This is a genomic window from Mycobacterium rhizamassiliense, assembly GCF_900157375.1.
GTDB lineage: Bacteria > Actinomycetota > Actinomycetes > Mycobacteriales > Mycobacteriaceae > Mycobacterium > Mycobacterium rhizamassiliense.
The window spans coordinates 5,265,571-5,278,158 of the sequence record NZ_LT721901.1; the positions used below are offsets into that span (position 1 = coordinate 5,265,571).

Sequence of the window (12,588 nt, forward strand, 5' to 3'; positions counted from 1 at the left end):
GATGTGACTAGTACAGAATCTGTGAACTCATTCGGAGCCCGCAACACCCTGAAGGTCGGCGAAAAGTCTTACGAGATATACCGTCTCGACGCCGTCCCCAACACCGAGAAACTCCCCTACAGCCTCAAAGTCCTCGCCGAGAACCTGCTGCGCAACGAGGATGGCGCCAACATCACCAAGGACCACATCGAGGCTATTGCGAACTGGGATCCCGAGGCGGACCCCAGCATCGAGATCCAGTACACGCCGGCCCGCGTGGTCATGCAGGACTTCACCGGCGTGCCGTGCATCGTCGACCTGGCCACCATGCGCGAGGCCATCGGCGACCTCGGCGGCAAGCCCGAGAAGGTCAACCCGCTGGCGCCCGCCGACCTGGTGATCGACCACTCCGTGATCGCCGACCTGTTCGGCACGGCCGACGCCTTCGAGCGCAATGTCGAGATCGAGTACGAGCGCAACGGCGAGCGCTATCAGTTCCTGCGCTGGGGCCAGGGCGCTTTCGACGACTTCAAGGTGGTGCCGCCGGGCACCGGCATCGTGCACCAGGTCAACATCGAATACCTGGCCAGCGTGGTGATGGACCGCGACGGCGTGGCCTACCCCGACACCTGTGTGGGCACCGACTCGCACACCACCATGGTCAACGGCCTGGGCGTGCTCGGTTGGGGCGTGGGCGGCATCGAGGCCGAGGCCGCGATGCTGGGCCAGCCGGTGTCGATGCTGATTCCGCGGGTGGTCGGCTTCAGGCTGACCGGCGAGATTCAGCCGGCCGTAACGGCCACTGACGTGGTGCTGACCGTCACCGAGATGCTGCGCAAGCACGGCGTGGTCGGCAAGTTCGTCGAGTTCTACGGCGAGGGCGTTTCGGAAGTGCCGCTGGCCAACCGCGCGACGCTGGGCAACATGAGCCCCGAATTCGGTTCCACCGCAGCCATTTTCCCGATCGACGAGGAGACCATCTCCTACCTGAAGTTCACCGGCCGCAGCGAGGAGCAGCTGGCGCTCGTCGAGGCCTACGCCAAAGAACAGGGCATGTGGCACGACCCCGAGCACGAGCCGGCGTTCTCGGAGTACCTCGAGCTCGACCTCTCCACGGTGGTGCCGTCGATCGCAGGACCTAAGCGCCCCCAGGACCGAATCGCGTTGTCGGCGGCCAAGTCCACGTTCCGTGAGCACATCCACAGCTACGTCGACGGTGACGGCGATCAGGGCTACTCCAAGCTCGACGAGTCGGTCGAGGAGACGTTCCCCGCCAGCGACCCGGCCTCCGTGTCGAACGGACACGCCGACGACATGCCCGAGGTGCACTCGGCGGCAGCGCATTCCAAGGGCCGCCCCAGCAACCCGGTGGAAGTGAAGTCCGACGAGCGCGGCGAGTTCGTGCTCGACCACGGCGCGGTGGTGATCGCCGCGGTGACGTCGTGCACCAACACCTCCAACCCCGAGGTGATGCTGGGCGCCGCGCTGTTGGCCCGCAACGCCGTCGAAAAGGGGCTGACGTCCAAGCCGTGGGTGAAGACGACGATGGCGCCCGGCTCCCAGGTGGTCAACGACTACTACGACAAGTCCGGCCTGTGGCCGTACCTGGAGAAGCTCGGCTTCTATCTCGTCGGTTACGGCTGCACCACGTGCATCGGTAACTCCGGTCCGCTGCCCGACGAAATCTCGAAGGCCATCAACGACAACGACCTTTCGGTGACCGCGGTGCTGTCGGGTAACCGGAACTTCGAGGGCCGCATCAACCCGGACGTGAAGATGAACTACCTGGCTTCACCGCCGCTGGTGGTCGCCTACGCGCTGGCCGGGACCATGGACTTCGACTTCGAGAAGCAGCCGCTGGGCAAGGACAAGGACGGCAAGGACGTCTTCCTCAAGGACATCTGGCCGTCGCAGCAGGACGTCTCCGACACCATCGCCTCGGCGATCAACTCCGAGATGTTCACCAAGAACTACGGCGACGTGTTCAAGGGTGACGAGCGGTGGCGCAACCTGCCCACGCCGAGCGGCAATACCTTTGAGTGGAGCGACGATTCGACGTACGTGCGCAAGCCCCCGTACTTCGAGGGCATGCCCGCCAAGCCCGAGCCGGTCGCCGACATCACCGGCGCGCGGGTGCTGGCGCTGCTGGGTGATTCGGTGACCACCGACCACATCTCCCCAGCCAGCAGCATCAAGCCGGGCACCCCGGCCGCGCAGTACCTCGACGAGCACGGCGTGGACCGCAAGGACTACAACTCCTTTGGTTCACGGCGCGGCAACCACGAGGTGATGATTCGCGGCACGTTCGCCAACATCCGGTTGCGCAACCTGCTGCTGGACGACGTTTCGGGCGGCTACACCCGCGACTTCACGCAGGATGACGGCCCACAGGCCTTCATCTACGACGCGGCGCAAAACTATGCGGCACAAGATATTCCGTTGGTGGTGCTGGGCGGCAAGGAGTACGGATCGGGCTCGTCGCGCGACTGGGCCGCCAAGGGCACCAGGCTGCTGGGCGTGCGCGCGGTGATCGCCGAGTCGTTCGAGCGCATCCACCGGTCCAACCTGATCGGCATGGGCGTGATTCCGTTGCAGTTCCCCGACGGCAAGTCCGCCAAGGACGTGGGGCTGGACGGCACCGAGGTCTTCGAGATCACCGGAATCGAAGAGCTCAACAAGGGCAAGACGCCAAAGACGGTGCGCGTCAAGGCCACCAAGGATGGTTCGGACGCCATCGAATTCGACGCGGTGGTGCGCATCGACACCCCCGGCGAGGCCGACTACTACCGCAACGGCGGCATCTTGCAGTACGTGCTGCGCAACATGCTCAAGTCGGGCTAGCGGCAGACCAAGCGTTCCCGTGCCAAAAGTCAGCGAGGATCATCTTGCGGCCCGCCGCCAGATGATCCTCGACGGTGCCCGCCGTTGCTTTGCCGAACACGGTTACGACCGAGCGACCGTGCGGCGGCTGGAACAGGCGATCGGAATGTCGCGCGGCGCGATCTTCCATCACTTCCGGGACAAGGACGCGCTGTTTTTCGCGCTCGCCCACGAGGATGCCGAGCGGATGGCCGACGTGGCCTCCCGCGAGGGCCTGATCCAGGTGATGCGCGACATGCTGGCCGCACCCGACCAGTTCGATTGGCTGGCCACCAGGTTGGAGATCGCGCGCAAGCTGCGCAACGACCCGGCGTTCAACCGCGGCTGGGCGGAGCGCTCCGCCGAATTGGCGGCGGCGACCACCGAGCGACTGCGCCGGCAGAAGGAAGCGCACCGGGTGCGCGACGACGTTCCCGGCGAGGTGCTGCAGTGCTACCTGGAACTGGTGCTGGACGGATTGGTCGCCCGGCTGGCTTCCGGCGAGGATCCGCAGCGACTGGCAGCGGTCCTGGATCTGGTGGAGAATTCGGTGCGCCGCAAGGAATCTGGGAAGCAGAGCGACGAAACCGGCTAGCGCGGACGCGTGATGTGGTTGGGGCCGCCGCGGCCCCGCAGGGTGGTGCCCGATTCGAGCAGCATGCTGTGAATCGAGCCGTACGATCTGCCGGTGGAGGCCACCAGCGTGCGAATGCTGGCTCCGCGCTCGTAGGCGCTGCGTAGTTCAAGTATCAACTCATCGCGGGTCTTTTTCGACTTTCGCACGGGGACCTCCACGCTTGAAACACGAGGGCAAGCACCCAGAGTAAGAACAAACCGCCGACGCCGTGGCGGCTTTTCGGGAAATCGGCGTCAGGCCAGTTCGATGAGGTCGCGGTATTCGTCGGACCAGTAGTCCTCGGTGCCGTCCGGCAGCAGCACCACCCGTTGCGGGTCGAGGGCTTCGGCCGCCCCGGGGTCGTGCGTCACCAGCACCACCGCGCCCTGGTAACTGCGCAGCGCGTCGAGAACCTGTTCGCGCGACGCGGGATCGAGGTTGTTGGTCGGCTCGTCGAGCAGCAGCACATTGGCGGTCGACGCCACCAAGCCGGCCAGCGCCAGCCGGGTCTTCTCGCCGCCGGACAGCGTGCCCGCCGGCTGCTCGAGCTGCGGGCCGCTGAACATGAATGCCCCCAGCAGACCGCGCAGTTCCTGCTCGCCCGACTCGGGCGCGGCGTGCCGGATGTTCTCCCACACCGTCGCGTCGTTGTCGATGGTGTCGTGCTCCTGCGCGAAATAGCCCATGCGCAAACCGTGTCCGGGCTCGAGGCCTCCGGTATCGGGCGTCTCGGTGCCGGCCAGCAGGCGCAGCAGCGTCGTCTTGCCGGCACCGTTGAGCCCCAGCACCACCACCCGCGAGCCGCGGTCGATGGCCAGGTCGACACCGGTGAACACCTCCAGCGACCCGTAGGACTTGCTCAGCCCCTTGGCCACCAACGGCGTTCGGCCGCAGGCGGCGGGCGTCGGGAACTTGATCCGGGCCACCTTGTCGGCGACCCGCTCGTCGTCCAGCGCGGCCATCATGCGGTCGGCACGACGCAGCATGTTCTGGGCCGCAACGGCTTTGGTGGCTTTGGCGCCCAGCTTGGCCGCCTGGGTGCGCAGCGCAGCGGCCTTGCGTTCGGCGTTGGCGCGTTCGCGGCGGCGGCGCTGTTCGTCGGTGGCCCGGGCATCGAGATACTTCTGCCAGCCCATGTTGTAGACGTCGACCTCGCCGCGGACGGCGTCCAGGAACCACACGCGGTTGACGACATCCTCGATCAGCTCGACGTTGTGGCTGATCACCACCACCCCGCCGGTATGCGATTGCAAAAATGTCCGCAGCCAGCCGATCGAGTCCGCGTCGAGGTGGTTGGTCGGCTCGTCCAGCAGCAGCGTCGTCGACGATCCGGCCCCGGATTCGGACGCGGCGAACAGGATTCGCGCCAGTTCCACCCGGCGGCGCTGTCCGCCGGACAGCGTGCGCAGCGGCTGGGTGAGGATCCGCTCGGGCAGGCCGAGGCTGGCGCAGATGCGGCCCGCCTCGCTTTCGGCCGTGTAGCCGCCCAGCGCGACAAACTGCTCCTCGAGCTGACCGTAGCGGCGGATCGCGCGGTCGCGCGCGGCGTCGTCGGCGACCTCGGCCATCAACGCCTGTTGCTTCTCCAGGTCGGTGAGCAGCACGTCGAGCCCGCGGGCCGACAGCACCCGGTCGCGCCCCAGCACGTCGAGATCGCCCTCTTTGGGATCCTGCGGCAGGTAACCGATTTCGCCCGTGCTGGTGACCGTCCCGGCGTATGGCTGGCTCTCGCCCGCGAGGATGCGCAGCGTCGTGGTCTTGCCCGCGCCGTTGCGTCCGACCAGCCCGATGCGGTCACCGGGCTGGATCCGCAGATCGGGACCGTCGGGTGAGAGCAGGATGCGCGCGCCGGCGCGGACCTCAAGGCCCGTGGCGGTGATCACGATCGCTCTCCTCGTTCAGGTTTCTGTTCGGCCGTCGTCACTTGTCGTCGGTGAACACCGGGGGCCGGCGCTCGGCGCGCGCGGCAACCGCTTCTTCGAAGTTGGCGGTGAGCAATCGGACGAAAAGCTGTCCCAAGCCTTCGGCTTGCATGTGTGCTTCCAGGCTACCGGCGTCCAGCCCGCTCCAGAGTGTGCGCTTGGTCAACTCGATTCCCGGCCGGGAGAAAGCCGCGATGCGCGCGGCGATCGCGTAGCACGTGTCCAGCAGCTGCTCCTCGGGCACCTGGCAGGACACCAGCCCGATGCGTTCGGCCTCCTCGGCGCTGATGTCGCGGCCGGTCAGCATGATCTCGAAGGCGCGCGACGAACCGATGGCCCTGGGCAACAGGTAGGACAGGCCGAGCTCGCTCGCGGTCAACCCGTTGTTGATGCCGGCGGCCCGGAAGTAGGCGCCGGTGGAGGCGACGCGGATGTCGGCGGCCAGCGCCAGGCACAGCCCACCGCCGATGGCGGCGCCGTTGACCGCCGCGATCACCGGCTGGTGCAGCCGCCGCAGCGCCAGGATGACGTCGTCGAGGATCTGCATGGAGCGCAGCGCATAGGTGGGCCGTGTCAGCCCGTCGACGTGCGGGACCGAGCCCGCGGACTTGTGATCGGCGCCCGAAGAGAAACCGCGGCCCGCGCCGGTCAGCACCACCACCCGCACCGAGTTGTCGTAATTGACCTTGTCGAGGGCCTCTTTCAGCGGCACCATGACGTCGAACGCCATGGAGTTCATTCGCTCTGGCCGGTTCAGGGTTATCAGCGCGACGCCGGGTCGCGGCTGTTCAACGAGTACCAAACTCACCCGTGAACGGTAGCGCGGACCTCGGCGTGCGCCTATTCGAGCGACGCGTCAGGCTTGCTCTACGACCGCCGCGTCGACGTCGAAGTCCTTGATTTGCTGCACCAGGTCCTCGAGGGCCGGCGCGGGCAGCGCCCCGGGCTGGTTGAAGACCAGCTTGCCCTTCTTGAACGCCATCAGCGTCGGGATCGACTGGATCTGGGCGGCCGCAGCGAGCTGCTGTTCGGCCTCGGTGTCGACCTTGGCGTACACGATGTCGGGGTGTTTCTCCGACGACGCGGCGAAAGTGGGCGCGAACTGGCGACATGGTCCGCACCAGGAAGCCCAGAAGTCGACCAGGACGATGTCGTTGCCCTCGATGGTTTCGTTGAACTGTTCTGCGGTGAGATCACGTGTTGTCACATTCGGTCAACGGTCGGGGGTGCCGCGATGTTCCCTGCCCCGCGGCACGTCCGTCGCGCTGGTGTGGAATACGTCACAGCTGAGGGCATTTCCGCGGCGGCCGGCTGACGTCATTCGGCGGTTGGCCCCGACCGATCCCCCGAACCCCCGTTCTCGCGCCGGGCCGCGATGGTTTGCGGAGGTGAATTACGTTGCAGCCGAATGGTATTGGGATTTCCAGAGCCGCCGGCTTAGCCGGATTCCCGGTGCACGAGTCGTGGCCGCGCGCCGCCGCCGCGACTCGCCGATCCGAGGTTACGGTTGCGTACGTTTTCACTCCTGCCCCAGACTGAGGGCTGTTGCTCCGTCGGCGGCGGGACCACTCAGGCGACCACAACGGGAGAAGCCTTGGGCCACTACATCGCTAATGTGCGCGATCTGGAATTCAACCTCTTCGAGGTGCTCGATGTCGGCGCCGTGCTCGGCTCCGGGGAGTACAGCGAGCTCGACGCGGACACGGTCCGGACGATCCTGTCCGAGGCGGCCCGGCTGGCGGAAGGCCCGGTCGCCGAATCGTTCGCGTTCGCCGACCGCAATCCACCGGTATTCGACCCGGCGACCCACACCATCAGCGTGGCGCCAGAGCTGGTGAAGACCGTGCAGGCGATCCGCGAGGCCGGCTGGTGGCGCCTGAGCATCGACGAGGCGATCGGTGGCATGGCCGCGCCGGCGCCACTGGCGTGGGCGGTCAACGAGATGATCTTCTGCGCCAACCCCTCCGCGAACTTCTTCAGCCTCGGCCCGCTGATGGCCCAGGCGCTGTACGCCGAGGGCAACGAGGAACAACAGCGGTGGGCGGCCGAGGGTGTGGAGCGCGGCTGGGCGGCCACCATGGTGCTCACCGAGCCCGACGCGGGTTCCGACGTCGGCGCTGGGCGCGCCAAGGCCATCGGGCAGCCCGACGGCACCTGGCACATCGAGGGCGTGAAGCGATTCATCTCCGGCGGAGACGTCGGCGACACCGCCGACAACATCTTCCACCTGGTGTTGGCCCGGCCCGAGGGCGCGGGCCCGGGCACCAAGGGGCTGAGCCTGTTCTATGTGCCCGAGTACCTTTTCGATCCCGAGACGTTCGAACTGGGCACCCGCAACGGGGTTTTCGCCACCGGGCTGGAACACAAGATGGGCATCAAGTCCTCCCCGACCTGCGAGCTGACTTTTGGCGCCACCGATGTGCCCGCCGTCGGCTACCTCGTCGGCGATGTGCACAACGGGATCGCGCAGATGTTCACCGTGATCGAGCACGCGCGGATGACCATCGGCGTCAAGGCCGCGGGCACACTGTCCACCGGCTACCTCAACGCGCTGGCCTTCGCCAAGGAGCGGGTGCAGGGCGCCGATCTCACGCAGATGGCGGACAAGACCGCGCCGCGCGTCACGATCATCCACCACCCGGACGTCCGCCGCAGCCTAATGACGCAGAAGTCCTACGCCGAGGGGCTGCGGGCGTTGTACATGTACGCCGCCGCGCATCAGGATCATGCTGTAGCCCAACATGTTTCGGGTGCCGACCCCAAGATGGCGCACCGCATCGACGACCTGTTGCTGCCGGTCGTCAAGGGCGTGAGCTCCGAACGGGCCTACGAGATTCTCACCGAGTCGCTGCAGACGCTGGGCGGCTCGGGATTCCTGCAGGACTACCCGCTGGAGCAATACATCCGCGACTCGAAGATCGATTCGCTGTACGAGGGCACCACGGCCATCCAGTCCCTGGACCTGTTCTTCCGCAAGATCGTTCGCGACCGCGGCGAGGCCCTGCAGTTCGTCACGGCTCAGATCGGTCACACCATCGACACCTGCTCCGAGGAGCTGAAGCCGCACGCCGAGCTGTTGCAGACCGCCCTCGACGACGTCACAGCGATGACCGGCGCCCTGACCGGCTACCTGATGTCCGCCGCGCAGCATCCGGCGGACATCTACAAGGTCGGGCTGGGATCGGTGCGATACCTGCTGGCCGTCGGCGACCTGCTCATCGGCTGGCGCCTGCTGGTGCAGGCCGAAATCGCCCGCGCCGCAATCGCGGACGGTTCCTCGAAGGACGACGAGGCGTTCTACCAAGGCAAGATCGCGACCTCCGCCTTCTTCGGCCGGAACATGCTTCCGAAATTGACCGCACAGCGCGCGATCATCGAGTCACTCGACGACGAGATCATGCGCCTTTCCGAAGACGCCTTCTAAGACCGCTCGATTCACATAGGCCAGACACAGCTCCGTCAGGTAGACCCGTTCGCGGGACCACTGATTGGAGAAACGTTGATGCCTGCCATTTCTCAGACATCCCGGCGCGCCCGGTTCGCGCTCGTCGCGGTCAGCGCCGCCACGGCGCTGTCCGTTGCGGCCTGCGGTTCGTCGAACACCGCAAGCCCCCAGTCCGCCGCACCGGCACCGAACGGCTCCGGCGCGCCGTCGACGTCGGCCTCGCCTCCGGCCAATGGCCACGCGCGGGTCAGCGGCCTGATCGCGTCGGTGTCGGGCAACGCCGCCCAGGTGACGCGCCAAAAGGGCAACGCCACTGTCGATTTCACGCCGTCGACGAAGGTCACCGAAGTGACCGCCGGCTCGCTGACCGACGTCACCACGGGCAGCTGCGTCAGCGTGCGGCCGACGCACGGCGAACCCCAAGGCGCGCAGCCCGTCACCGCCGCAGCGGTGCGCGTGACCCAAACCGCCGACGGCAAATGCCCTCAGGGCGCGGCACCGGGCACGAAGCATCCAGGCATCCAGGGCCCGGTCGCCGCGGTGTCCGGCAACACGATCAACGTCAGCACCCCCGGTGCCGGCGGCAACAACGGCCAAACGGCGGTGACGGTCAACGACCAGACCCGATACAGCAAGCAGACCCCCGGCAGCACGCAGTCGATCGCGCAGGGCCAGTGCCTCACGGCGCAGGGCAGCCTCGACACCGGCGGCGCTCTGCAGGCCACCACCATCAACCTGCGGCCGGCCCGCAACGGTAACTGCCCAGGCGAGGGTGGAAAGCCGGCGCACGGCCACGGCGGCTGATCGTGCTGCCCGATCCGGCGCGGGTGTGAGGCACTTAATACGACCGCGTTAGTGATATCTGCCCCAGGCCGGGTACCCGGCCCGAATGCGGAGTCAAAGAGCGGCTCGGCTTGCGGTTTTTGCGGCGACGGCGCTGTGCGTTGCTGCATGCGGCGCGCCGAACCGAAACAACACCGGAGCGCCCCCGGAATCGCTGAGCCCGAAAACATCAGCACCGACCTCGGCACCCGTGCCGCTGCCCCCGGCGACGCCACCGTCGGCCGGCAAGGACCACGTCGAAGGCATGGTGCGCTCGGTATCGGGCGGCGTCATCCAGCTGCGGACCCGAAGCGGCTCGGCCACGGTCGATTTCGCACCGGCGACGATGGTCACCGAGGCCGCACCGGCAAAGCTCGCCGACGTCAAGCCGGGTAGCTGCGTCAGCGCGCGCGCCGCGCAGCCCGGGCAGCCCGCGCAGACGGTGAAGATCAGCCCCGCCGTCAACGGCAGCTGCCTGCCACCCCCGGAGGCCACTTCCGGCGGCACACCTGCGCCCGCGCAGAGCGGCGCCCCCACCGGCGTCTTCGGCCAGGTGACATCGGTGTCGCCCAACACCATCGCGATGAACACCCTGGCGCCCGGCGGCAAGGTGACGCCCGTCAACGTGCCGGTCGGCGACTCCACTACTTACAGCAATGACGCGGTCACCAACGGCCAGGCGATCACGGATGGTAAGTGCATGGCGGCTCAGGGCACCGAGGGCGACGGCGGGCTAAAGGCGACCGCGGTCAGCCTGCAGCCCTGTCCCCCCATGGGCGGACATCACCATCACCTGCCCCACCTGCCGATCCATCTCCCGTTCCACATATAAGGAACAGGTCGAATCCGCTTGCGGCGGGGCTGATTCAGACGGTGAAGCCGAGCGCGCGCAGCTGCTCGCGGCCGTCTTCGGTGATCTTGTCCGGGCCCCACGGCGGGTTCCAGACCCAGTTGATCCGCAGGTCGTTGACCAGGCCGCTGCCGATCAGCGCCGTGCGCGACTGATCCTCGATGACATCGGTCAGCGGGCAGGCCGCCGACGTCAGCGTCATGTCGAGCAGCGCGACGGTGCCGTCTTCGCCCTTCTCGATATTCAAGCCGTAGACCAGTCCCAGATCGACGACATTGATCCCCAATTCGGGGTCGACGACATCGCGCATCGCCTCTTCGAGGTCGAAGATGATTTCGTCATTGGGTGCGCTGGTTTCGCTCATGCTCCGTCGCTTCCATTCGTAGGTATCTCGGCACCGGCGCTGGCCTGCGCCACCGCATCCTTGAACGCCATCCAGCCCAGCAGCGCGCACTTGACGCGGGCCGGGTACTTCGCCACGCCGGCGAACGCGATGCCGTCGCCCAGGACGTCCTCGTCGCCCTCGATCGTGCCGCGCGACGAGATCATCTCGTTGAACGCGGTGACGGTCTTCAGCGCGTCGCCCACGCTCTGACCGATCACCTGCTGGGTGAGCACCGACGTCGCCGCCTGGCTGATCGAGCAGCCCTGCCCGTCGTAGGAGACGTCGACCACGGTCTCGCCGTCGCCGGACAGCGCCACCCGCAGCGTGACCTCGTCACCGCAGACCGGGTTGACGTGAAAAACCTGGGCCCCGAACGGTTCTCGCAGCCCGCGGTGCTGCGGGTGTTTGTAGTGATCGAGGATCACGTCCTGATACATCTGCTCTAGGCGCATGACTCAACCCCTGGCGAAGAAGTCGAGGGATCGCCGGATCCCGGCCACCAAGCGGTCGACCTCGTCGGCGGTGTTGTACAGCGCGAACGACGCCCGCGCGGTGGCGGCCACGCCGAAGCGGCGGTGCAGCGGCATCGCACAGTGGTGTCCGACCCGCACCGCCACGCCCTCGTCGTCGAGCACCTGACCGACGTCGTGCGCGTGCACGCCGTCGACGACGAAGGCGACCGGCGAGCCACGGTCGTCCATCGACGTCGGCCCGATGATGCGCACCGCGTCGATGCCGGCCAGGCCGTCGAGGGCGCGGGCAACCAGCTCGTGTTCGTGGGCTTGCACGGCGTCCATGCCGACGGCACCGAGGTAGCGGGCGGCCGCCCCCAACCCGACGACCTGCGAGGTCATCGGGGTGCCGGCCTCGAACCGCTGCGGGGGCGCGGCATACGTGGTGGCGTCCATCGCGACCGTCTCGATCATCGAACCACCGGTGAGGAACGGCGGCAGCGCCTCGAGCAACTCGCTGCGGCCGTAGAGCACGCCAATGCCGTTGGGGCCCAGCATCTTATGCCCGGAGAACGCGCCGAAGTCGACGTCGAGGGCGTGGAAGTCGACGGGCTGGTGCGGGACCGACTGGCAGGCGTCCAGCACCGTCAGCGCGCCCACGGCCTTGGCCCGGGCCACCAGCTCGTCCACCGGCGCGATCGCACCGGTGACGTTCGAGTGATGGCTGAACGCAACGACTTTCACCCGCTCGTCGAGCTGCAGCGAGTCCAGGTCGATGCGCCCGTCGTCGGTCACGCCGTACCAGCGCACGGTCGCCCCGGTCCGCCGGGCCAGCTCCTGCCACGGGACGATGTTGGCGTGGTGCTCGAGCTCGGTGATGGCGATGACGTCACCCTCGCCGACGGCCCGATCAAAGCGCTTGTCGCCCAGCACGTACGACACCAGGTTGAGCGACTCGGTGGCGTTCTTGGTGAAGACCAGCTCTTGCGCGTCGGCGCCGACGAACGCCGCGATACCGGCACGGCCCTGCTCGTAGGCGTCGGTGGCCTCTTCCATCAGCTGGTGCGCGCCGCGGTGCACCGCGCCGTTGGACGTCAACAAAAACTCCCGCTCGGCGTCGAGCACCTGCAACGGCCGTTGCGACGTCGCGCCGGAATCCAGATACGCCAACTGATTTCCCCCGCGCATGATGCGCTTCAGTATCGGGAAGTCAGCACGGATCGCCGCGAGGTCCAGTGGAGTCACGGAGGCCGACATG

At 67.3% G+C, this 12,588-nt stretch carries 12 protein-coding genes; 5 read left to right on the forward strand and 7 right to left on the reverse strand.

Going from position 1 to position 12,588, the window contains the following annotated elements:
- Positions 1-3 precede the first annotated feature (3 nt).
- Positions 4-2,820 (forward strand): aconitate hydratase AcnA, encoded by a 2,817-nt coding sequence (gene acnA / locus MRAB57_RS24850; RefSeq protein ID WP_173813967.1) that lies wholly within the window; start codon positions 4-6, stop codon positions 2,818-2,820.
- A gap of 19 nt (positions 2,821-2,839) precedes the next feature.
- Positions 2,840-3,433, forward strand: a complete 594-nt coding sequence (locus MRAB57_RS24855; RefSeq protein ID WP_077089713.1) for a TetR/AcrR family transcriptional regulator — start codon at positions 2,840-2,842, stop codon at positions 3,431-3,433.
- Here the strand turns inward: MRAB57_RS24855 and MRAB57_RS24860 are convergent.
- The 4 genes from MRAB57_RS24860 to trxA form a co-directional block, all read right to left on the reverse strand.
- On the reverse strand, positions 3,430-3,621 hold the full coding sequence (locus MRAB57_RS24860; RefSeq protein ID WP_077090834.1) for a helix-turn-helix domain-containing protein: 192 nt from the start codon (positions 3,619-3,621) through the stop codon (positions 3,430-3,432). The genes MRAB57_RS24855 and MRAB57_RS24860 overlap by 4 nt on opposite strands.
- Positions 3,622-3,708: 87 nt before the next feature.
- Positions 3,709-5,337 (reverse strand): ABC-F family ATP-binding cassette domain-containing protein, encoded by a 1,629-nt coding sequence (locus tag MRAB57_RS24865; protein WP_077089714.1) that lies wholly within the window; start codon positions 5,335-5,337, stop codon positions 3,709-3,711.
- Positions 5,338-5,374: 37 nt separating this feature from the next.
- Positions 5,375-6,220, reverse strand: a complete 846-nt coding sequence (locus tag MRAB57_RS24870) for an enoyl-CoA hydratase (protein WP_173814055.1) — start codon at positions 6,218-6,220, stop codon at positions 5,375-5,377.
- Between the two features lie 12 nt (positions 6,221-6,232).
- The gene (gene trxA, locus MRAB57_RS24875; protein ID WP_077089716.1) at positions 6,233-6,583 is read right to left on the reverse strand and encodes a thioredoxin; all 351 of its coding nucleotides are present in this window, start codon (positions 6,581-6,583) and stop codon (positions 6,233-6,235) included.
- 387 nt (positions 6,584-6,970) lie between these two features.
- Between trxA and MRAB57_RS24880 the strand changes: the two genes are divergently transcribed.
- The 3 genes from MRAB57_RS24880 to MRAB57_RS24890 all read left to right on the forward strand — a co-directional run bounded on the left by MRAB57_RS24880 (position 6,971) and on the right by MRAB57_RS24890 (position 10,475).
- On the forward strand, positions 6,971-8,800 hold the full coding sequence (locus tag MRAB57_RS24880) for an acyl-CoA dehydrogenase (RefSeq protein ID WP_077089717.1): 1,830 nt from the start codon (positions 6,971-6,973) through the stop codon (positions 8,798-8,800).
- Positions 8,801-8,878: 78 nt separating this feature from the next.
- On the forward strand, positions 8,879-9,625 hold the full coding sequence (locus tag MRAB57_RS24885; RefSeq protein ID WP_077089718.1) for a DUF5666 domain-containing protein: 747 nt from the start codon (positions 8,879-8,881) through the stop codon (positions 9,623-9,625).
- A gap of 229 nt (positions 9,626-9,854) precedes the next feature.
- Positions 9,855-10,475 carry a hypothetical protein gene (locus MRAB57_RS24890; protein ID WP_342743352.1) on the forward strand — a complete coding sequence of 207 codons (621 nt, stop codon included), beginning with the start codon at positions 9,855-9,857 and terminating at the stop codon, positions 10,473-10,475.
- A gap of 34 nt (positions 10,476-10,509) precedes the next feature.
- Here the strand turns inward: MRAB57_RS24890 and MRAB57_RS24895 are convergent, their stop codons facing one another.
- The 3 genes from MRAB57_RS24895 to MRAB57_RS24905 are packed head-to-tail and all read right to left on the reverse strand — an operon-like array spanning position 10,510 to position 12,587.
- A complete protein-coding gene (locus tag MRAB57_RS24895) occupies positions 10,510-10,857 on the reverse strand; it encodes a metal-sulfur cluster assembly factor (protein WP_077089720.1) in 348 nt (115 codons plus the stop codon).
- Positions 10,854-11,330, reverse strand: coding sequence for a Fe-S cluster assembly sulfur transfer protein SufU (sufU, locus tag MRAB57_RS24900; RefSeq protein WP_077089721.1), 477 nt, complete (start codon positions 11,328-11,330; stop codon positions 10,854-10,856). The genes MRAB57_RS24895 and sufU overlap by 4 nt, the downstream gene beginning before the upstream one ends.
- Before the next feature lie 3 nt (positions 11,331-11,333).
- Entirely contained in the window at positions 11,334-12,587 is a 1,254-nt protein-coding gene (locus MRAB57_RS24905) for a cysteine desulfurase (protein ID WP_077089722.1), read from the reverse strand.
- Between the last annotated feature and the right edge of the window lies 1 nt (position 12,588).

Bases quoted from the DNA above. Each gene is read 5' to 3' on its own strand.
- MRAB57_RS24905 (WP_077089722.1), bottom strand. From the start codon at position 12,587: ATGTCGGCCTCCGTGACTCCACTGGACCTCGCGGCGATCCGTGCTGAC.
- sufU (WP_077089721.1), bottom strand. From the start codon at position 11,330: ATGCGCCTAGAGCAGATGTATCAGGACGTGATCCTCGATCACTACAAA.
- MRAB57_RS24895 (WP_077089720.1), bottom strand. From the start codon at position 10,857: ATGAGCGAAACCAGCGCACCCAATGACGAAATCATCTTCGACCTCGAA.
- MRAB57_RS24885 (WP_077089718.1), top strand. From the start codon at position 8,879: ATGCCTGCCATTTCTCAGACATCCCGGCGCGCCCGGTTCGCGCTCGTC.